Origin of the sequence: Streptomyces sp. NBC_00466, from assembly GCF_041433995.1 — a bacterium.
Lineage (GTDB): Bacteria > Actinomycetota > Actinomycetes > Streptomycetales > Streptomycetaceae > Streptomyces.
Genome location: NZ_CP107896.1, coordinates 4,819,978 through 4,841,733, shown reverse-complemented (window position 1 = coordinate 4,841,733; position 21,756 = coordinate 4,819,978). Strand labels below are relative to the sequence as shown.

The window sequence follows — 21,756 nt, the reverse complement described above, 5'->3', positions numbered from 1 at the left end:
GTCCGCGCGAGGTGCGCGAACGGCCGTACGAAGGGATCGGATCACGCCGCTTTCAGTCGCCGACCGCCGAGTCGACGGGGGTGGCGTCCGAGTCGTTCAGACCGGGTGCGCCCTCCGGTTCGGCTGCGCCCATGCGCTGCGCGACAGCCACGTTGCGGGCGTCGGCCTTGGCCGTGAGCGCCCGTACCGCGGCGTTGAACTGCTCCATCGAGGTGGGCTCGTCGGGGCCGAGCAGATACTCCTTCAGCTCCCGGCGGTCGTCGGCCAGCGGGTCGGCCGATGACTCGGTGATCGCCGCGAGCAGCCGGTCGATCTCCTTGGCCTTGTTGGAGAGGATCACGGCAGCGCGTACGGCGGTGTTCTGCCGCTTGAACTCCTCGACGCCCAGTTCGGCCGAGTCGGTGACGGCGTAGGGCTTGCCGCTCGCGATGAAGTCCGAGACGACACTGGAGATGTCCGAGACCATTCCGTCCGACTCGTTGAAGCAGTCGTACAGATGCGGCTGGCCGCCGGTGACGACGCGGTGCTCCCAGTAGCCGAAGGTCCGCCAGTAGGCGCGGTTCCACTCGGAACGCAGGGCGGCGGTCTCGTCCTCGCGCGCCGGGTCGGCCGACGAGGCACCCGACTCCTCGGGCACCTCGGACTCCTCGGACACCCCGGGGTCCGTCGGGCCGCCTGCGGCCAGCTCATCCAGCCTGGCCTCGATCCGGGTCAGCTCGGCCTGCGCGGCGGCCCGGTCGGCGGCACCGGCCGCGGCCTGCTCGATCCAGCGGGGCTCGGCAGCGCGGTCGGCCGCGGCCTTCTCGACCATGGCCGTGATCCGCAGGTGCGCCGCCTTGGCCTTCGCGCTGCGGGTGCCGGTGAAGGGGTGCGGCTTGTAGAGCACCCGGACCGGCCGCTCGGCACCGAGCAGCCGCTTGACGATGTTCTCCCCGGCCAGCAGCAGCGAGGTGTTGCCCGGGTTGTCGTCCCAGCCCTCCCAGGTGGGGGCGTACAGCACGGTCGGGATCTGCTGCTTCGGGGCGCCGGTCCAGCTCTCGATGGGGGCCAGCTGGGGGCGGCCCACCTCGACGATGTCCTCGTCGCGCACGCCGACGTCGGCCAGCGCGTAACGGTCGCGGCCGGCCCGGCCCGCGGTCCACACCTCGTCGTACGCCTTGCTGTACGGGTTGACGCTGGCGAGCTTGTCGCTGTCGCCGTGCCCGATGAAGACGTGCTTGATGGTCGGGACGCGGAGCATGTGGATGTTCTTGCCGACGTTCGCCGCGTACAGCGCGACGCGCACGGTCGAGAGGTCCATGTTCATCAGGTGCACACCGCCAGGCACGCACACCACGGGCACCGTGGTCGGGCCGAGCTGCGACAGGATGGCGCGCTCACGCAGGATGATCAGCGGGCGCCCCTCGGTCTGGGCCATCGTCTCCAGCCACATGTTCACCTGGTAGGCGGAGTCCCTGGAGCCCGAGAAGTAGAGGGCGACGGTCGGCCGGTACTCGCGCAGCCAGTCGTCGAGCCCTGCGAGCACCGTGGCGGCGGAGGGGACGCGGCGGCCCTTGAGGATGTACGGGACGAGCGCGGCGATGTACAGGACGGCGAGGCCCAGCGTGATGAAGATGCCGAAGTAGCCGTAGTCGTCGGTGCCGGTCTTGGCCGCGATCAGCAGGCCGACCATCGCGAAGGCGTCCAGGTGGAGCATCTTCTCGGCGGCGCGGTTCAGCAGCCGGGCCGGCGGGGGCCCCGGAATCGGGATGGCACCGAGGTCGATGTTGCGGGTGACCACCGGCATGACGCGGCGCAGCCGGATGAGGGTGGTCAGCGTGCCGTGCGCGGCCTGGAGACCGTAGAAGAGCAGGAAACAGGCGACAGCGGCGTAGTAGACCCGCTGCTCGGCGAGCTGAAGGCGGGCGAGCAGCAGAATAAGCAGCAGTTCGCGCAGCAGGAAGCGGATCGACAGGCCGGCGCGGACCTTGGCCAGCCGGTTGATGAGGTAGCTGCGGCGCTGGTGCAGGAACCAGTCGGACACATAGGTCACGAGGGTGGCCGCTGCGAAGAACCAGATATTGGGGATCAGCGCTGCGATCATCACGCACGGGTAGCTGAGCCCCATGAAGGCTGCGGCGATCAGCTCGGACCGGCTGCCTACGCGCGCCAGTCGAATGGCGGTCGAAATCACGAAGAACCTGCTCCAGGGGGTGCCGGTTTTATTCTGGGGGATTGATTCGATCGGATGTGATCCGGGGATTTCGTGTGGATTTCGCCGGATACTTCATTTGAGGAAATTGTGAAGGCGAGGCTTCACGCATTCGGGCCTCTGCGATTCGCGCGACGCGATCACAGAGGCCCGAAAAGAAACGTCTACTTATGCCAGGGAAGTATTACACATCTTCCTGACGGTCCAGCACTGAGGCCAGCGCCTGCTCGAACCCCGACGCCTCCGCGCTGGCGTCGCGCGTCGGGTCCTGCTGGCGTACGTCGATGACGTGGCCGGTCAGCTCGGAGAGCAGGACGTCAAGCGAGGTACGGGCCACGGCCTCCGACGAGAGCAGGCTGCCCTCGGGCTCCTGGCCGAACGCCTTGGTGCGCATCGGGGTCGCCGTGCGCTCCGGATTGACGCAGTTGACCCGGACACCGTCACCGGCCCACTCGTCCGAGAGGGCCTGGGTGAGATTCACCATGGCCGCCTTGGTGGAGGAGTACAGGCTGTATTCGGCGCGACCCCGCGTGTAGCTGCTGGAGGTGTAGAGCAGCAGCTGGCCCTTGGTCTCCGCCAGGTACTTGTAGGAGGCGCGCGCGATCTGCACCGGCGCCAGGTAGTTGACGTTCAGCGCTTCCTGAATGGTGGTGTTGTCCGTCTCGGCCAGCTTGCCGATCCGCAGCACGCCCGCCGTGTTGATGACGTAGTCGATCCGGCCGGTCTCCGAGTACGCCTTGGAGAGCGCGTCGTCGACGTGCTCCGGGTTCTCGACGTGCGTACCGGTGGTGGAGCGGCCCAGCGCGTACACCTTCGCGCCGTAGGACTCGGCGAGGGCGGCGATGTCGGCGCCGATGCCGTACGAACCGCCGAAGACGACCAGGGTCTTGTCGGTCAGCAGCTCGCGGTAGGCGGCCTCGTCGGCCTGGCGCGGGGCGGCGGTGGAGGCCAGCTGGAACAGCTTGTCGGTGATGAAGACATCGACGGGCTGGGTGACCTTCATGTTGTACTCGTCGCCCGCGACCACGTAGATCGGCACGTCCGGCAGGTACTTGAGCACGACCGAGCAGTCGTCGGTGGCCTGGAAGTTCGGGTCGCCCGCTGCGACGTCGTACGCCCGGCGGATCGTGGAGAGCTTGAAGGCCTGCGGGGTCTGCCCGCGGCGCAGCCGGGAGCGGTCCGGGACCTCGGTGATGAACTCGCCGTCCTCGCCGTGGGTGCGGGTCACGATGATCGTGTCCGCGGACGGGATGGCGACGTCGACGGCCTGGTAGCGCTCCAGCGCGTCCACGCAGTCCTTGATCACGCGCTGCGAGAGCAGCGGGCGCACGGCGTCGTGGAAGAGGACGTTGCGGTCCTCGCCCTCGGCCAGCCCCTCGCCGAGGGCCGAGATGGCGCGCTCGGTGGTCTCGTTACGGGTGGAGCCGCCCTCGATGATCCGGGTGACCTTGGTGAGACCGGACTTGGCGACGATCTTCTCGATGTCCGGTACGTAGCCCGGGGCCATCAGCACGATGATGTCGTCGATGGAATCGGACTGCTGGAAAATCGTCAGGGTGTGCTCGATCACAGCCTTCCCGGCGATCTTCAGCAGTTGCTTGGGGATCGACAGACCCACGCGCTGGCCGGTACCACCGGCGAGAACGACTGCTGTAGTCCGGGGCTTGGTTGCTTTGTGCTGCACAGACACAGACGACCTACCTTGCGATGACGAGGGAACGGTGTGATGGTCGCACTCTCCGTGACCGTCTCGCAAGGTGGACGCCAAGCCTCCACAACCCTTGCGATACCGCGTGTTCACCCTAAGGGCAGGGAAGTGGCCTGGATCCCCCCAGCCACTGTGAGTGACCGACGCCACAGGGTGCGAGGGTAACTCATGGCTGGACGTCCGCCACGGTGAGGGCCAGGTCGTTGCTGACGGTGTAGTACGGCCGCACCCTGACCCACTGCTGCGGCCTGCCGCGGACCTTCCGTACGGCCTTGCGCAGCGCCCCCCAGGGGCGCTTCTTGCGCACCAGGGCCGGCGGGCAGGAGTAGACGGCCTTCTTGTCCACGACGTCGTCGAGGATGCGGCCGATCTTCACCGGCCGCTCCTGCGGTGCGTACCGCAGCCACAGGTCCCAGTAGTCGTTCCTGGTCAGCAGGCGGGCGGCGGGGCCGGCGGCGGGGAAAGCGACCCGGAAGCCGTCGGTGCCCTCGCGGCCGGCCGGGAAGGCGAGCTCCTCACTCGTACCGCCCCGGCGGCGCAGCAGCAGGACCGGGTCCCCGGCGAGCGTGGCCGCCCCCATCAGCCGTCCCGACAAGGTGAGTTGAGTGCCGTCGACACCGATGTCCCCGGCTTCCGCGTGCACGGGTCTGTTCCAGCTGCGCATGGTCAGGAAGCCCTTGTCCTTGAGCCGGTAGGCGACCTGGTTGCGTACGCCCTCGCCGTTCCCGCCGGGGCGCAACGGGCCGCGCTGGTCGACGGAGCGGGCGGCGATCCGGACCCGCCGTCCGGAGCCGGCCGCCTCGGCGTAGAAGTCCCAGACCCCCTCGGCGAACTCCTCGCCGGCCGGGACGACCGCGACACCGTCCGCGTCGAAGGGGTACGAGCGCTGGTCGGCCCGGTCGTCGGCGCGCGAGCAGAGCAGCCGCGGCCCCTCCTCCCCCTCCGGGTACTTGGGGCCCGGTACGAGGGTGACGGTCAGCTCGCCGTCCGGGCGCACCACGCAGTCCGCCTCCGGTGCGAACGGCGGCCGGCCGGCCCGGCTCGCGGCCTGCGGGCGCAGTGCGGTGAAGAGCTGCTCGTACTGCTCGGTGACCTGCCGGGGGTCGAAGCGGCGGGCGTTGGCGAGCGCCGCAGCGCTCATCCGGTGCCGCAGCTCCTCGTCGCGGATGAGTTTCAGGAGCGCGGCGGCGACCGCGGTGCTGTCGCCGACGGGCACGAGCAGCCCGTCCACGCCGTCCTCGATGATCTCGCGGGGGCCGTAGTCGCAGTCGGTGGAGACGACCGGCAGCCCGCAGCGCATCGCCTCGACCAGCGTCATGCCGAAGGACTCGTGGCGGGAGGTGGACACGGCGATGGCGCCCTTGGCCCACTCGGGCTCGATGGGCGAGTGGGGGCCCATGAGATGGACCTGGTTGTGCAGGCCCCTGGCCTCGATCCGCTCCCGGAGCTTCGGGCGCTCGGAGCCCCCGCCGTAGATCCGCAGGGTCCAGTCGGGGCGTTCAGCGGCCACCTCGGCGAAGGCGTCGACCAGTACGTTGTACTGCTTCTCGGGCGCCAGCCGCCCGGCGGCGACCACGGTGGTGCCGCTGCCGTCGGACGGCGCGACGGGCGGTTCGGGAACGCTGTTGGGGATCGAGAGCACCCGGGTCGCGGGCAGCGGCATCTTCTCGCGGTACACCGCGGCGTCGCCCTCGGAGACGGTCACGAACGCGTCGAGCGCGGCCAGATGCTCGTACAGCTGGGAACGCAGGGCCTGCTTGTGGTGGTTGTGCGTCATGTGCTCCTGGCCGATGAGCACCGCACCGGCCGGGGCGAACTGGGCGACGTACGCCACCAGACCGGGCCGGGTACCGATGACGACGTCCGCGTCCGATGTCGCGTAGTGCTCGCGCACCCGCTGGTCGGAGAGCTTGCTGTACTCCTTGAAACGTGCCTCGGCCGTCGGCAGGCACTGGGAGGGCAGCCGCTGGAGGGGATGCTCCAGTTCATTGCCCATCGAGGCGGGATCGGTGTCGACCAGGGGTAAGACGGCGATCCGGGGGTCGATACGGAACAGCGGGATCTCCCGGTGCCGGAAGACCGAGACGATCTCGACCTCATGACGGTCGACGAGCTCTTCGGCCAGGTTCAGTGTGGTCTTGATCGTGCCGCCGATCCCGTAGACCGTGTGGATGAGGAAGGAGATCTTCATCTGCCCCGTAACTCCGCTTCCGCTCTTCCGGGCCGGTGCACAACCCCCGCCATGACATCGCAGGCCCGCGTTCACGGGTGGTTGGTCATCCACCCGCTTGCAAGACACCTGTGGGCAACCAGGGGTTGTGCGCATACGCGAAGCAGTCGCGCGACGGGGCCGGCACGATGGCCCGGAACAGTCGGCGCGACGGCCAAAGGCCCGGGAACCGGAACGCCGGAGGCCCGGGAACGCGTCGGCGTTCCCGGGCCTCCGGGCTGCTGGGCGGTTCTGTCAGAACCTGTGGGGTTCTGCTAGAACGGCTTGAACTCGTCGTACTCCTTGTCGGACGCGTCCCGCTCTGCCTGGCGGTCCCGGCGCTTCTGCTCGGCGGGCCGGGGCGCTTCGAGGCGGTGGTCCTCGCCTCGGCGGCCCAGCATCTCGGCGCCCGCCATCATCGTCGGCTCCCAGTCGAAGACGACGGCGTTGTCCTCGGCACCGATGGCCACGCCGTCACCCGCACGGGCACCGGCCTTCATCAGCTGGTCCTCGACGCCGAGACGGCTGAGCCGGTCGGCGAGGTAGCCGACGGCCTCGTCGTTGCTGAAGTCGGTCTGGCGGACCCAGCGTTCGGGCTTCTCGCCGCGGACGCGGTAGACGCCTTCCTCCTCCTCGAAGCTGACCGTGAAGCCCGCGTCGTCGACGGCCTTCGGCCGGATGACGACCCGGGTGGCCTCCTCCGCCGGCTTCGCGGCGCGCGCCTCGGCGATGATGCCGGCCAGCGCGAACGACAGCTCCTTCAGCCCCAGATGGGCCACGGCGGACACCTCGAAGACCTGGTAGCCGCGCGCTTCCAGATCCGGGCGGATCATGTCGGCGAGGTCCTGGCCGTCGGGGATGTCGACCTTGTTGAGGGCGACGATGCGGGGCCGGTTCTCCAGGCCGCCGTACAGCTTGAGCTCCTCCTCGATCATGTCGAGGTCGGAGACCGGGTCACGGTCGGACTCCAGGGTCGCGGTGTCCAGCACGTGCACGAGCACCGAGCAGCGCTCGACGTGCCGCAGGAACTCCAGGCCGAGGCCCTTGCCCTGGCTGGCGCCGGGGATGAGACCGGGGACGTCCGCGATGGTGTAGACGGTCGAACCGGCCGTCACCACGCCGAGGTTGGGGACGAGGGTGGTGAACGGGTAGTCCGCGATCTTCGGCTTGGCGGCGCTCAGCACCGAGATCAGCGAGGACTTCCCGGCGCTCGGGTAGCCGACGAGCGCCACGTCGGCGACGGTCTTGAGCTCCAGGACGATGTCCCGGGACTCCCCCGGCTCGCCCAGCAGCGCGAAGCCGGGCGCCTTGCGGCGGGCCGAGGCCAGCGCGTGGTTCCCGAGGCCGCCGCGGCCGCCCTGGCCCGCGACGAAGGTGGTGCCCTGGCCGACCAGGTCGGCCAGGATGTTCCCGTCCTTGTCCAGGACGACGGTGCCGTCAGGTACGGGCAGCACGAGGTCGTGCCCGTCCTTGCCGGAACGGTTGTCACCGGCGCCGGGCTGGCCGTTCGTGGCCTTGCGGTGCGGGCTGTGGTGATAGTCGAGCAGCGTGGTCACGGCCTGCTCGACGACGAGGATGACGTCGCCGCCCCGCCCGCCGTTGCCGCCGTCGGGTCCACCGAGCGGCTTGAACTTCTCACGGTGTACGGAGGCGCAGCCGTGGCCCCCGCTACCCGCGGCGGCATGCAGCTCGACGCGGTCCACGAAGGTGGTCATGGGTGTGCCTCCAGAAACGTACGGAATTGTCTTATCTGTAACACGACGAAGGCGGACCGGCTTCCCGTAAGCAACGGGAAACCTGGTCCGCCCTCGACAGATCGCTCTACGGCAGCCTAAGACTGCGCCTGTTCAAAGATCAGGCGACCGGAACGATGTTCACGACCTTGCGGCCGCGGTGCGTGCCGAACTCGACCGAACCGGGGTTCAGCGCGAACAGCGTGTCGTCGCCGCCACGGCCGACGCCGGTGCCCGGGTGGAAGTGGGTGCCGCGCTGGCGGACCAGGATCTCACCGGCGTTGACGACCTGACCGCCGAAGCGCTTCACGCCGAGCCGCTGAGCATTGGAATCGCGCCCGTTCCGAGTGGACGATGCGCCCTTCTTGTGTGCCATGTCTCAGTCCCTTACTTCGCAGCCGCGGGGATACCGGTGACCTTGATCGCCGTGTACTGCTGGCGGTGACCCTGGCGACGGCGGTAGCCGGTCTTGTTCTTGTAGCGAAGGATGTCGATCTTCGCGCCCTTGTGGTGATCCACGACCTCGGCCTGGACCTTGATACCGGCAAGCACCCACGGGTCGCTGGTGACCGCGTCACCGTCGACCACGAGCAGGGTCGAGAGCTCGACCGTGTCGCCAACCTTGGCGGTGGGAATCTTGTCAACCTCAACGATGTCGTCGACAGCAACCTTGTGCTGACGACCACCGCTGCGCACGATGGCGTACACGCGGATCTCTCTTTCGCTCGGAATCGGCCCTCTGATGCCAGCCGCTCACACGGGTCCGGGGACCCGCGACGATCCGGAATGGACGAGCGGCCTCTCCCGGCGGAGCCAGGAGGGAGTTGCTCAGAGGTGTGGCGCACAGGAAACACGCCGAGGGGTAAGGCTACGGGTCGGGGTCCGGGGGGTCAAACCGGCCCCAGGGGCGGGACCCCGAGGGCCCCGGTGGCGTCGCCGCACAGACAGGTGCGGCCCTCCCGGAGGAGGGCCGCACCTTTCGCCTGACGGGCCGGCGCGGGTCAGTCCTCGGTGGAGGCCGTGACTCCGGACGCCGGCTGCTCCTCGGCGGCGACCGTCTTCTTCGTCGCCTTCTTGGCCGTCGTCTTCTTGGCCGCGGTGGTCTTCTTCGCCGCGGTCTTCTTGGCGGCCGCCTTCTTCGCGGGCGCCTTCTTGGCCGTCTTGCGCGCGGCCGTCTTCTTGGCCGGTGCCTCGGTCTCCGTACCGGTCTCCGTACCGGCGGGGGCCTCGTCCGACGGGGACTCGACCACGACGACAGCCGCATCGGCCGCGCCCGCGGGGGCGGTGGCCTTACGGGTCGCCCGGCGGCGAGCGCGCGGCGGTGCGGCTTCGGCGGCCGGCTCGGCGGGAGCCTGCGGCTCCTCGGCCACGGGGGCCGGGGCCTCCTCGACCACGATCTCCGCGGTCTCGTCGGCTGCCTTGGGCGCACCGGCCGGGGCCGTGGCCTTACGGGTCGCCCGGCGGCGCCCACGGGCCGGAGCGGCCTCCTGGACCGGCTCGGGCTCGGCGGCCGGCTGCTGGGCGGCTACCGGCTCGGCGACCGGCTCGGGAGCGGCAGGCTGCTCGCTCACGGGCTCGGGGACGACCGGCTCGGAGACGACCGGCTCGGGCTCCGGCTGCGCACCCTTCGGAGCGCCGGCCGGGGCCGACACCTTGCGGGTCGCCCGGCGGCGGCCGCGGCTGCGCGTGGCGGCCGCCTCCGCCTCTGCGGGGCTGCTGTACAGCTCCTCGTCCGGTACGAAGCTCTCCGGCTCGTCCGCTACGGGGACCACGTCGACCGCTTCGACGTACTCGGTGTCCGCCTCGTGGTCGTGCGCCTCGTCGTGACCCTGCTCCGACGTGTGCTCGTGGTCGGCCGTGTGCTCGTGGTCCGCGCCGCCGCGGCCGCGCTTCTTGGAGCGCTTGCCACCGCCACCGCCGCCACCGGCCGACGTCGGCTGCTCCATGTGCACGATCACGCCGCGCCCGTTGCAGTGGACGCAGGTCTCGGAGAAGGACTCCAGGAGTCCCTGGCCGACCCGCTTACGGGTCATCTGGACCAGGCCGAGCGAGGTGACCTCGGCGACCTGGTGCTTCGTACGGTCCCGGCCCAGGCATTCCAGCAGGCGCCGCAGCACCAGGTCCCGGTTGGACTCCAGCACCATGTCGATGAAGTCCACGACGACGATGCCGCCGAGGTCGCGCAGCCGCAGCTGGCGGACGATCTCCTCGGCCGCCTCCAGGTTGTTCTTGGTCACGGTCTCTTCGAGGTTGCCGCCCTGACCGGTGAACTTGCCGGTGTTGACGTCGACCACGACCATCGCCTCGGTCTTGTCGATCACCAGCGACCCGCCGCTGGGCAGATAGACCTTGCGGTCCAGCGCCTTCATCAGCTGCTCGTCGATGCGGTATGTCGCGAAGACGTCGACCTCGGACGTCCAGCGCGAGAGCCGGTCGGCAAGGTCGGGGGCGACGTGGGCGACGTAGCCGTGGATCGTGTCCCAGGCCTCGTTGCCGCTGACGATGACCTTCGAGAAGTCCTCGTTGAAGATGTCGCGGACGACCCGGACGGTCATGTCCGGCTCGCCGTAGAGCAGCGTCGGGGCATTGCTGCTGCCGCCGCTCTTCGCCTTCTTCTCGATCTCCTCCCACTGCGCCTGGAGCCGCTCGACGTCACGGCGCAGCTCGTCCTCGCTCGCGCCCTCGGCCGCGGTGCGCACGATGACGCCCGCGTCCTCGGGGACGATCTTCTTGAGGATGGTCTTCAGCCGGGACCGCTCGGTGTCGGGCAGCTTGCGGCTGATGCCGGTCATCGAGCCCTCGGGCACGTAGACCAGGTAGCGGCCGGGCAGCGAGACCTGGCTGGTCAGGCGGGCACCCTTGTGGCCGATCGGGTCCTTCGTCACCTGGACCAGGACCGACTGCCCCGACTTGAGCGCGGTCTCGATACGGCGCGGCCCGTGGGCCATGCCGAGCGCCTCGAAGTTGACCTCACCGGCGTACAGGACGGCGTTGCGGCCCTTGCCGATGTCGACGAACGCGGCCTCCATCGACGGCAGCACGTTCTGGACCTTGCCCAGGTAGACGTTGCCGACGTAGCTGGTGGCCTGCTCCTTGTTGACGTAGTGCTCGACCAGCACGTTGTCCTCGAGGACGCCGATCTGGGTGCGCTCGCCGTGCTGGCGTACGACCATCACACGCTCGACGGCCTCACGGCGGGCCAGGAATTCGGCCTCCGTGATGATCGGGACGCGGCGGCGGCCCTGCTCGCGCCCCTCGCGGCGGCGCTGCTTCTTCGCCTCCATACGGGTCGAGCCCTTGATGGACTGGACCTCGTCGAAGCCGGTGCCGGGCTCGCGCTCGGCCGCTTCCTTCTTGCGCGGCTCGCGGACCTTGACGACCGTGCGCTCCGGGTCGTCGGCCACGGCGTCGGCGTCGGTGCCCGCGTCACCGCTGCGACGGCGACGGCGACGGCGACGGCGGCTGCTGCTGGACCCAGAGGCCGCGTGGTCGTCGTCCTCCTCGTCCGCGCCGGAACCCTCGCGGGCCTCCGACTCGTCCGGACCCTCCGCCTCGGCTTCGTGGTCGTCGTGGCGGCGGTCGTCGCGGTCGTTGTTGTCGTTGTCGTCCGTGTCGCCGGACTCGCCACGACGGCGGCGGCGGCCACCCCGGCGACGGCGGCGCGAGGGCCGGTCACCGTACTCGTCGGACTCTTCGCCGTGCTGCGCGTCCTCGGCGGACTGCTCGTCGGCCTCGGCCTCGTCGGCTGCGGGCTGCTCGGCGGCGGGCGCTGCCACCTGTTCCGGAGCCTTCTCGGCTTCGGCGGCCTCGCCCCGGCGACGGCGGCGACGGCCGCGCGTGCCGCCCTGCGGCGCGGACTCGGCCGGCTCGGGCGCCTTGGCGGTCTCCTCGACCGCGGTCTCGTCCTCTTCTTCCTCCACCGGCTCGGCGGGCCGGGCGGCGGCGGCCGCGGCGGCGGTCTCCGGCGTCTGGAACATCGGCTCGGCGAAGACGGGGGCCTGGAAGACGGCCACGGCGGGGCGCTGCGCACGGCGGCGCGAGCGTCCGGGCTCCGCGGCCTCGGCGGGCTCCGCGGGGCGCTGCGCCTTCTCCTTCTCACCGACAGCGGTGAACTGCGGGGACTCGGCCCTGCGGCGCTTGCGTCCGCGCGGCGCGGCCTCGGTCTCCTCGGCGAGCGCCTCGGCCACGGCCTCGGGCAGGCTCTCACCCGGGGCCTCGGGCTGGCCGGCGTCGGACTGCGGGCTGGCGGCGGGCGAGGTGGCACGGCGGCGGCCGCGGCCGCGCGGCGCTTCGGCGGCCGGGGCCTCGGCGGCGGGCGCGGCCTCGGCGGCCTGCGGCGCCTGCTCGGCGGCGGGCTGCTCGGCCGCGGCCGGCGCGGTGGCCTTACGAGTGGCACGACGGCGGGTACGCGCCGGGGCGGCGTCCTGCGTCACGGCGGGCTCGCCCGGCTCACCGGAACCGGCGGACGGGGCGGTCTCCGCTGCCCCTGCGGTCCCGGTCGTGGTGCTCGCGCCTTCCGGAGCCTCGGAGCTCTTCGGCGCACCGGCGGGCGCGGTGGCCTTACGGGTGGCACGACGGCGGGTACGCGCCGGGGCGGCGTCCTGCGTGTCGGCGGTCTCATCGGCCACAACGGCCTCCGGCTCAGCAGCGGCCACGACGGCCTGGGTGGTCTGCGGCTCGTCCACGGGTGCACCGGTGGACCGGGTGGCCCGGCGGCGTGACCTCGTGGGCGGCGCGGTTTCGGACGGCCCTGCCTGTTCTGTGGGTTCCGCGGCTGATTCCGCGGTGGCCTCGGCCTGCGGTGCGCCCGCGGGAGCGGAGGCACGGCGGCGGGCACGGCCGCGCGGCGCCTCGGCGGCGGGCTCCTCGCTCACCGCTGCGGCGGGCGCGGCTTCCGTGGACCTGGCGGAACCCGCGGGTGCGGTCGCCTTACGGGTGGCGCGGCGGCGGGCGGGCGGCGCCGCGGTCTCACCGGCACCGGAGTCGGCCGCGGCGGCGTCCGCGGCCGGTATGGCCGGCGTCACTGGTGCGGCCGCTTCGGCGGCGCCGTTCTGCGCACCGGCCGGGGGGCCTGCGGGGCGCGACGCGGCCCTGCGCCGACGGCGCGGGGGCAGCGTGTCGCTGGGACTGGTCTCTTCGTTCGCTCCGGTGGTACCGGAATCGTTCGACTCAAGCATTGCGGGCGGTTCTCCCGTCACGCTCCCGGGCGCCGCGTCTGTGTCCGGTCCGGCACGGTCCGCGTCAGATACGCGGTTCCGCTCGTCCGGGGCGCGGGCGCCGCACGGGAGCTGATGTCTGGCTCGCCGGTTCCCTACGCGATGTACGTACGGCCTGGCGAAAGTCTTCTGGTCAGTGCGCTGCCCGACCCAGGTGGCTCCCGGATACGAGGGCTGCGCTACAACGACTGGTCCTTACGCGGCGGGACCGCCTCCGCGGCCCGGGGGCCGGGGAGGTCCGTCTCACACCGTCGCGGGTGTCCCGTCGGCGGAAAGCCGGTGGGTGGCGGTTCCGGCGGCCGTGGGTGGAGCGGCCGGGGCTGCCTCGCGGTCGGGCGAGAGCGGGTCGGTCACCGTGCCGGACTCCTCGTCGAAGAGCCCCTGCGCCAGCCTGGTCACCGCTGCGGGGACCGGCGGCGCGAGGTCGGCCACAACGCGGAGACCGGACAGGACGTCGTCGGGTCGCACAGCAGGTGTCACGTGCCGAACAACCAGCCGCAGTATCGCACAGCGCTCACCTCCCGGCCTATTGACCGGCTCGGTGCCGTCGGCCCCGGTGGTCCCGGCGTCCGCGCCGGGCTCGGGGCGTACGGCCTGCAGACCGGCCACCGCGCTGCGGGCGTCGAAGGTCCGTACGCCGTTCTTGGTGCGGCGCTGGACCTCGACCGTCCCGGCGGCGACGAACGCGGCCACGGCCTTCTCCGCCTCCTCGAACTCCACGCCGTCCAGGCGCAGTTCCCATACCGAGGCGGTCAGCCGGTCGGCGAGACCCGAGGTGTGCGCCTCGACCGCGTCGGTGATGTCGAGCCCGTCCGGGAGCGACTCGTCGAGCAGTTTCCGCAGCGTGCCGGGGTCACGCGCCTCGGTGAGGGCGATCTCCAGAAACTCGGCCTCGCTGCCGGTGCCGGTGGGTGCGGCATTGGCGTACGACACCTTCGGATGCGGCGTGAAGCCCGCCGAGTACGCCATCGGCACCTCGGCTCTGCGCAGCGCGCGCTCGAAGGCGCGCTGGAAGTCACGGTGGCTGGTGAACCGGAGGCGGCCGCGCTTGGTGTAGCGCAGTCGGATGCGCTGCACTGCCGGTGCGGGCGGCGGGCCTTCGGGCTGTCGCTTGCCCAGTGGTTCTTCTCCTCGGTGCGGGGCTGGCGCGGGGGGCGCGCCGCCCTACGGCGGGGTTCCCGGGGCATCGGACCGGCTCACCCCAGTCCGGCGGAATGCGTGCCGTGCTGGGAGAACTCTGGTCCGGCTGCCGCTTCGGGGACAGTCGATGTACTACCACCCAGAGTACGCGCACGGAGCACGGCAGGTTCCCGGACGTCGGCCCGAGTGCTGCGGAAGCAGCCCCGGAACGCGGCGGAGGCCCTGCCGCAGGGCAGGGCCTCCACGCGCACGCACGGGCTATTTGTTGACGACGGTCAGCGGCAGGAGCTTCTTGCCGGTCGGCCCGATCTGGATGTCGAGGTCGAGCTGGGGGCACACCCCGCAGTCGAAGCACGGTGTCCAGCGGCAGTCCTCGACCTCGGTCTCGTCGAGTGAGTCCTGCCAGTCCTCCCAGAGCCAGTCCTTGTCGAGACCCGAGTCCAGGTGGTCCCAGGGCAGGACCTCCTCGTACGTCCGCTCACGGGTCGTGTACCAGTCGACGTCCACGCCGAAGCCCGGGAGTGTCTGCTCGGCGGCCTTCATCCAGCGGTCGTAGCTGAAGTACTCGCGCCAGCCGTCGAAGCGGCCGCCGCCCTCGTACACCGCGCGGATGACCGAGCCGACCCTGCGGTCGCCGCGCGAGAGCAGGCCCTCGACGATGCCGGGCTTGCCGTCGTGGTAGCGGAAGCCGATCGAGCGGCCGTACTTCTTGTCGCCGCGGATCTTGTCGCGCAGCTTGGTGAGCCGGGCGTCGGTGTCCTCGGCGGAGAGCTGCGGGGCCCACTGGAAGGGGGTGTGCGGCTTGGGCACGAAGCCGCCGATGGAGACGGTGCAGCGGATGTCGTTCTGGCCGGAGACACGGCGCCCCTCGGCGATGACGTTGACCGCCATGTCGCCGATCTGGAGGACGTCCTCGTCGGTCTCGGTGGGCAGGCCGCACATGAAGTACAGCTTCACCTGGCGCCAGCCGTTGCCGTACGCGGTGGAGACCGTACGGATCAGGTCCTCTTCCGAGACCATCTTGTTGATGACCTTGCGGATGCGCTCGGAGCCGCCTTCGGGGGCGAAGGTCAGGCCGGACCTGCGGCCGTTCCTGGTGAGCTCGTTGGCCAGGTCGATATTGAACGCGTCCACCCGGGTCGACGGCAGCGAGAGACCGACCTTGTCCTCGGTGTACCGGTCGGCGAGGCCCTTGGCGATGTCACCGATCTCGCTGTGGTCAGCGGACGACAGCGACAGGAGGCCGACCTCTTCGAAGCCGGTCGCCTTGAGGCCCTTCTCCACCATGTCGCCGATGCCGGTGATGCTTCGCTCCCGCACGGGGCGCGTGATCATGCCGGCCTGGCAGAAACGGCAGCCGCGGGTGCAGCCGCGGAAGATCTCGACGGACATCCGCTCGTGGACGGTCTCGGCGAGCGGGACGAGCGGCTGCTTCGGGTAGGGCCACTCGTCGAGGTCCATGACGGTGTGCTTGGAGACCCGCCACGGCACGCCCGACCTGTTGGGCACGGTGCGGGCGATACGCCCGTCGGGCAGGTACTCGACATCGTAGAAGCGCGGAACGTAGACGCCGCCGGTCTTCGAGAGGCGGAAGAGCACCTCGTCGCGGCCGCCGGGACGCCCTTCGGCCTTCCAGGCACGGACGATCTCAGTGATCTCCAGGACCGCCTGCTCGCCGTCGCCGATGACCGCGCAGTCGATGAAGTCGGCGATCGGCTCGGGGTTGAACGCCGCGTGGCCGCCCGCGAGCACGATCGGGTCGTCGAGGGTCCGGTCCTTGGCGTCCAGCGGGATGCCCGCGAGATCCAGGGCGGTGAGCATGTTGGTGTAGCCGAGCTCGGTGGAGAAGGACAGCCCGAAGACATCGAACGCCTTCACCGGGCGGTGCGCGTCGACCGTGAACTGCGGCACCTTGTGCTCGCGCATCAGTTCTTCCAGGTCAGGCCAGACGCTGTACGTGCGCTCGGCGAGGACGCCCTCGCGCTCGTTGAGTACCTCGTACAGGATCATGACGCCCTGGTTGGGCAGCCCGACCTCGTACGCGTCCGGGTACATCAGCGCCCAGCGGACGTCGCAGCTCTCCCACGGCTTGACGGTGGAGTTCAGCTCCCCGCCCACGTACTGGATGGGCTTCTGGACGTGCGGGAGAAGCGCTTCCAGTCGCGGGAAGACCGACTCGACCGACTCGACAGGCATGGTGGTGTCTCTCATGAGCGGGCAGGGATGACCATCCAGCGTACCCCGGCGGGCGGCCTCCACCGCCCGCCGGGGAATCCGCCGGGAGGTCAGGCCGACATGGGGCGCTGCACCCGGATCGACTGGAGCAGCCCGATCGCGACCCACACGGCGAACATCGAGGACCCTCCGTACGAGACGAACGGCAGCGGAAGCCCGGCCACCGGCATGATGCCGAGCGTCATCCCGATGTTCTCGAACGCCTGGAAGGCGAACCAGGCGATGATCCCGGCCGCGACGATCGTGCCGTACAGCTCGGTCGTCTCCCGGGCGATACGGCAGGCGCGCCAGAGCACGACGCCGAGCAGGACCAGGATCAGTCCGGCGCCCAGGAAGCCGAGTTCCTCGCCGGCGACGGTGAAGACGAAGTCGGTCTGCTGCTCGGGGACGAACTGCCCGGTGGTCTGCGAGCCGTGGAAGAGGCCCATTCCGTGCAGGCCGCCCGAACCGATCGCGATCCGCGCCTGGTTGGTGTTGTAGCCGACGCCCGCCGGGTCGAGCGCGGGGTTGGCGAAGGCGGCGAAGCGGGCGATCTGGTACTGGTCGAGCAGCCCGGCCTTCCAGACGCCGATGGCACCGACCACTCCGGTGCCGATGAGCCCGATCACCCAGCGGTTGGAGGCGCCGGAGGCCAGCAGGATTCCGAGGACGATCATCGCGATCACCATGACCGAGCCGAGGTCCGGCATCAGCATGATGATGAAGATCGGGATGGCGGCCACCCCGAGCGACTTGGCGACCGTGCGGTGGTCGGGATGCTCCTGGTCACCCGCGTCGACCCGGGAGGCGAGGATCATCGCCATCCCCAGAATGATCGTGATCTTGGTGAACTCGGAGGGCTGGAGCGAGAATCCGCCGCCGATGACGATCCAGGCGTGCGCACCGTTCACGGTCTGCCCGAGCGGCGAGAGCACCGCCAGGATCAGCAGTACGGAGATGCCGAACAGGATCGGGACCGCGCCGCGCAGGGTCCGGTGGCCGAGCCAGATGGTGCCGATCATCAGGCCGACGCCGATGCCGGTGTTCATGGCATGGCGCAGCAGGAAGTAGTACGGGTCGCCGTGAGTGAGGGAGGTGCGGCCGCGGGTCGCCGAGTACACCAGCAGCATGCCGATGAACGACAGCGCGAGCGACGACATCAGCAGCGGCCAGTCCAGCCTGCGCATCAGCGAGTCGCGGGCGGTCAGCTTGGACCAGGTGCCCTGCTCCGGGGCGTACCGCGCTACGGAGAAACCACCCATGTCCTAGTCCTTCCTGCCCGGTCCGACCGCGATCTGCTGCCCGCCCGATGACGACGGCGAGGGCGCCGGCGGCGACTGGTCGGGCTTGGGCGGCGTGATCTTGGGCGAGATGATCGCACCGTCCTTGTTGATCTTCGGCAGGGCCGTCTCCGGCTTGGGCAGGAGCGCCTTCTTCGGGTCCGGCTGGCCGCCCTTGCCGATTCCGTACATCGCCTCGTAGATCTTGCGGACCGCGGGCCCGGCGGCGCCGGACCCGGTACCGCCCTGGGAGATCGTCATCACGATCGCGTAGTCCTTGGTGTACGTGGACAGCCACCCGGTGGTCTGCTTGCCCGCGACCTCCGCGGTGCCGGTCTTGGCGTGCAGGGGGATCTTGTTCTGCGGCCAGCCGCCGAACTGCCAGGCCGCCGTACCGCTGGTGACCACGCCCTCAAGGGCCTTGTTGATGTACGAGACGGTCGACTTGGTGTCGGGGAGTTTCCCGATGCGCTTCGGCTTGATCGGCTGCACCGTCTTGCCGTCGGCGCTGACGATCGCCTTGCCGACGCTCGGCTGGTACATCGTGCCGCCGTTGGCGATGGCCGAGTAGATCATCGCCTCCTGGACCGGGGTGAGGAGCGTGTCGCCCTGGCCGATCGCGTAGTTGACGGAGTCACCGGCGCGGACCTGCTTGCCGTCGGTGCAGTTCTCGTACTCGATCTGCTCGACGTAGGTGCCGTTCTTCTTGCCCTGCTTGCACCAGACGTCCTTGTTGGCCTCCCAGTAGGCCTTCTTCCAGTCGCGGTCCGGGACCCGGCCGGCCAGCTCGTCGGGCAGGTCGATGCCGGTCTTCTTGCCGAGCCCGAACTCGCGGGCCGTCTTGAAGAACCAGTCCTTCGGGTGCTTGGGGTTGTTGCCGCCGTCCTTCTTCCACTGGTCGTAGGCCAGGTGGTAGAAGACCGTGTCGCAGGAGACCTCAAGGGCCTTGCCCAGGCTGATGTTCCCGTAGTTCTCGCCCTCGAAGTTCTTGAACTCGCGGTTGCCGATGGTCATCGACGAGGTGCACGGGTAGCCGCCGTCCGGGGCGTACCCGGCGTTGATGGCGGCGCTGGTGGAGATGACCTTGAAGGTCGAGCCGGGCGCCGACTGACCCTGGATGGCGCGGTTCAGCAGGGGGTAGTTGGAGGACACCTTGGTGAGCTTGGCGTAGTTCTTGGCCGAGATGCCGCCGCCCCAGACGTTGGGGTTGTACGTCGGGGCGCTGGCCATCGCGATGACCTGCCCGGTGTGCACGTCCATCACCACGGCCGCACCCGAGTCGGCCTTGTAGTTGGAGTGAGTGACCGAGTCATAGGTCCCCCGGAGGGCCTTCATGGTCGCGTCCAGTTCCTTCTCCGTGAGCGCCTGCACCCGGGAGTCGATGCTGGTGACCAGGGAACTGCCGGGCTGCGACGCCGTCTGCCCGGCCTTGCCGATGACCCGGCCGAGGTTGTCCACCTCGTAGCGGGTGACGCCGGACTTGCCGCGCAGCTGCTGGTCGTACGTGGACTCCAGACCGGCCCGGCCGACCTGGTCGGAGCGGAGCAGCGGGTTGCTCGTCTTGTTGGACTTGGCGACTTCCTGGTCGGTGACCGGGCCGAGGTAGCCGAGCACCTGCGCGGCGTTGAGGCCTCCGGTGCCGGGGTAGCTGCGGACCGCGGTGGGCCCGGCGGTGATGCCGGGGAAGTCCTCGGTGCGCTCGCGGATCTGGAGTGCCTGCTGAGTGGTGGCGGTCTCGGTGACGGGGATCGGCTGGTACGGCGAGCCGTTCCAGCACGGCTTCGGTGTCTTGGCGTCGCAGAGCCTGACCTTCGCGATGACGTCCGCGGGCTTCATCCCGAGCACGCCGGCCAGCCGGGTGAGGACGGCCTTGCCGTTGTCGCTCGTCCTCATCAGGTCGGTGCGGTTGGCGGAGACGACGAGCTTGGTCTCGTTGTCGGCGATCGGCACCCCGCGCGCGTCGTAGATGGAGCCGCGCACGGCGGGCTGGACGACCTGCTGGACGTGGTTGTTCCTGGCCTCCGCGCTGTACTCCTGACCGTTGCGGATCTGGAGGTACCAGAGCCGGCCGCCGAGGGTGAGGAGGAGGGAGAAGACAAGGACCTGAATGACGACGAGCCGGATCCGGACCCGCGAGGTCCGTCCGGTCTCGGGAATATTGCTCACAGCCGTGCCCCACTGATTGTCCGGCCGGGATCCGACGGCCGCGCCCCAGCGTGTCGCAGTGTCACAGCCTCTTGACCCCCTTGATGCGTCCGGCCTTCGCCGCGCGTGACTTGGCCGCCTTGATGCGCAGACCGCCGCGCTGGCCGCCGATCTTCAGTCCGGTGCCCGTCGCCAGCCAGCCGGTGGCGACATCGCTCGTCATACCGCCGGTGTCGCGGCCTTCGGCGAGCGGGTCGTTCTCGGCGCGTCTCGCCAGCGCCATGATGAGCGGGACGGTGAACGGCGCGAGCAGCAGGTCGTAGATCGCGGCGCTGAACAGCAGCCCGGCCAGGCCCACATGACGGGCGGCGGTGTCACCGACGAGGGAGCCCACCCCGGCGTAGAGCAGGGTCGAGCCGATCGCCGCGGCGAGCACCACGAGCATCGGTCCGGTGACGGACCTGATACGGCCGTTCTCCGGCCTGGCGAGCCCGGCCGCGTACCCGATCACGCACAGCACCAGCGCGTACCGTCCGGCGGCGTGGTCGGCGGGCGGGGCCAGGTCGGCCAGCAGGCCGGCGCCGAAACCGATCAGGGCGCCCCCCACATGGCCGTACACCAGGGCGAGGCCCACCACCGTGAGCAGCAGCAGGTCCGGTACGGCGCCGGGGAGTTGGAGTCGGGCGAGCACGCTCACCTGGATCACCAGGGCGACCACCACCAGCGTGGCCGAGAGCAGCATCCGGTTGAGACGCATACGGATCAGCTCCTACTACTGGGGGGCGTTGGGGTCGGTGTTCGCGTTGGCACCGGGCGACGGCGTGGCCGTGACCGTGACGGTGGGTACGGGCTTCGGCTTGGCGGGCTTGGCCGGGAGGACCGTGTCGCGCGGGTTGCTGCGCGGCGGCTCCACGACGACGCCGACCAGGTCGAGCTTGGTGAAGTTGACGTACGGGCGGACGTAGACCGTACGGGTGAGGTCGCCGCCCGAGGGGTCCACGCGGACGACCTGGCCGACGGGCACCCCGGGTACGAAGGGCTTGTCGTTGCTGGAGCCGAAGGTGACCAGCCGGTCGCCCTTGTTGACCTCGGCCTTCCCGTTCAGGAACTGGACCGAGAGCGGGCGGTCGCCTCGGCCGGTGGCGAAGCCGACCTCGTCGGTCTTCTCCATCCGGGTGCCGACGGTGAAGTCGGGGTCGTTGGCGAGCAGCACGGTGGCCGTATTGGGGCCGACGGTGGTGACCCGGCCGACGAGTCCGTCCCCGTTGAGCACGGTCATGTCCCGCTTGATGCCGTCGGCGGTTCCGGCGTCGATGGTGACCGTCCAGGAGAACCCCTGGGCTGCTCCGATGGCGATGACCTGGGCTCCCTTGATCCCGTACTGGCCCGCGCCTGCGGTCTTGAGCATGCTGTCGAGCTGGCGCACGCGGCTGCGGTTGCGGTCGCTGCTGCCGAGCTGCTGCTTCAGAGCGGTGTTCTCACGCTCCAGCGCGCTGATGCGGCTGTGCCGGTCGCCGGAGTCCCGTACTGCACCGATGGCGTTGCCGACCGGGTTCACGGCGTCCGCGACACCGCTCTCGACCGGTCCGAACACGGTGGCGGCGGCGTGCCGGGCGCCATCCACCGGAGACGCCTCACCGCCGCGGATGTCCACCGTGATCAGCGCGAACGCGATGGCGATCAGCAGCACCAGGAGCAGCCGGCTCTCTCGTGTGTCCCTCACGTGCGGAGGCCGTGCCTTCCTCGTCGGAATTCATATGCGCTTGTGGAGTTCTGCGTCTGTGGAGCTCTGTGTTCGTGGAGCTCTGTGTTTGCCGGGCTCCGTGTTCGTGGAGCTCTGCGTCCATGAAGCTCTGCACCGGAGAAGCTGTACGTCGGTGAAGCTTTTCGCCTGCGAAGGCCTGCCCGGATGCGGACGAA

At 70.2% G+C, this 21,756-nt stretch carries 13 protein-coding genes; all 13 read right to left on the bottom strand.

Annotation, left to right across the window (positions count from 1 at the left end):
* Nucleotides 1–52: 52 nt before the first annotated feature.
* The 13 genes from OG210_RS21625 to mreC all read right to left on the bottom strand — a co-directional run bounded on the left by OG210_RS21625 (nucleotide 53) and on the right by mreC (nucleotide 21,559).
* Nucleotides 53–2,173 (bottom strand): hypothetical protein, encoded by a 2,121-nt coding sequence (locus OG210_RS21625; RefSeq protein WP_328326513.1) that lies wholly within the window; start codon nucleotides 2,171–2,173, stop codon nucleotides 53–55.
* Nucleotides 2,174–2,375: 202 nt separating this feature from the next.
* Nucleotides 2,376–3,881: a bifunctional cytidylyltransferase/SDR family oxidoreductase gene (locus tag OG210_RS21620; RefSeq protein WP_328326515.1), complete on the bottom strand. Its 1,506-nt coding sequence runs from the start codon at nucleotides 3,879–3,881 to the stop codon at nucleotides 2,376–2,378.
* Nucleotides 3,882–4,065: 184 nt separating this feature from the next.
* Nucleotides 4,066–6,090 (bottom strand): glycosyltransferase family 4 protein, encoded by a 2,025-nt coding sequence (locus OG210_RS21615; protein WP_328326517.1) that lies wholly within the window; start codon nucleotides 6,088–6,090, stop codon nucleotides 4,066–4,068.
* 293 nt (nucleotides 6,091–6,383) lie between these two features.
* On the bottom strand, nucleotides 6,384–7,823 hold the full coding sequence (obgE, locus tag OG210_RS21610) for a GTPase ObgE (RefSeq protein WP_328326519.1): 1,440 nt from the start codon (nucleotides 7,821–7,823) through the stop codon (nucleotides 6,384–6,386).
* A 139-nt stretch (nucleotides 7,824–7,962) separates the two neighbouring features.
* Complete coding sequence (gene rpmA, locus OG210_RS21605; protein ID WP_164265539.1) at nucleotides 7,963–8,217, bottom strand: 50S ribosomal protein L27; 255 nt, start codon at nucleotides 8,215–8,217, stop codon at nucleotides 7,963–7,965.
* Between the two features lie 11 nt (nucleotides 8,218–8,228).
* Nucleotides 8,229–8,549: a 50S ribosomal protein L21 gene (gene rplU / locus OG210_RS21600; protein ID WP_164265538.1), complete on the bottom strand. Its 321-nt coding sequence runs from the start codon at nucleotides 8,547–8,549 to the stop codon at nucleotides 8,229–8,231.
* Between the two features lie 293 nt (nucleotides 8,550–8,842).
* Nucleotides 8,843–13,018 (bottom strand): Rne/Rng family ribonuclease, encoded by a 4,176-nt coding sequence (locus OG210_RS21595; protein WP_328326521.1) that lies wholly within the window; start codon nucleotides 13,016–13,018, stop codon nucleotides 8,843–8,845.
* Nucleotides 13,019–13,300: 282 nt separating this feature from the next.
* A complete protein-coding gene (locus tag OG210_RS21590; protein WP_328326523.1) occupies nucleotides 13,301–14,134 on the bottom strand; it encodes a TIGR03936 family radical SAM-associated protein in 834 nt (277 codons plus the stop codon).
* 321 nt (nucleotides 14,135–14,455) lie between these two features.
* Nucleotides 14,456–16,393: a TIGR03960 family B12-binding radical SAM protein gene (locus OG210_RS21585; RefSeq protein WP_328335421.1), complete on the bottom strand. Its 1,938-nt coding sequence runs from the start codon at nucleotides 16,391–16,393 to the stop codon at nucleotides 14,456–14,458.
* Nucleotides 16,394–16,482: 89 nt separating this feature from the next.
* Nucleotides 16,483–17,673, bottom strand: coding sequence for a rod shape-determining protein RodA (rodA, locus tag OG210_RS21580; RefSeq protein WP_328326525.1), 1,191 nt, complete (start codon nucleotides 17,671–17,673; stop codon nucleotides 16,483–16,485).
* Nucleotides 17,674–17,676: 3 nt separating this feature from the next.
* Nucleotides 17,677–19,857, bottom strand: a complete 2,181-nt coding sequence (gene mrdA / locus OG210_RS21575; RefSeq protein ID WP_328326527.1) for a penicillin-binding protein 2 — start codon at nucleotides 19,855–19,857, stop codon at nucleotides 17,677–17,679.
* A 61-nt stretch (nucleotides 19,858–19,918) separates the two neighbouring features.
* Nucleotides 19,919–20,593 (bottom strand): rod shape-determining protein MreD, encoded by a 675-nt coding sequence (gene mreD, locus OG210_RS21570; protein ID WP_371538324.1) that lies wholly within the window; start codon nucleotides 20,591–20,593, stop codon nucleotides 19,919–19,921.
* Nucleotides 20,594–20,608: 15 nt separating this feature from the next.
* Complete coding sequence (mreC, locus tag OG210_RS21565; protein ID WP_371538322.1) at nucleotides 20,609–21,559, bottom strand: rod shape-determining protein MreC; 951 nt, start codon at nucleotides 21,557–21,559, stop codon at nucleotides 20,609–20,611.
* Nucleotides 21,560–21,756 lie beyond the last annotated feature (197 nt).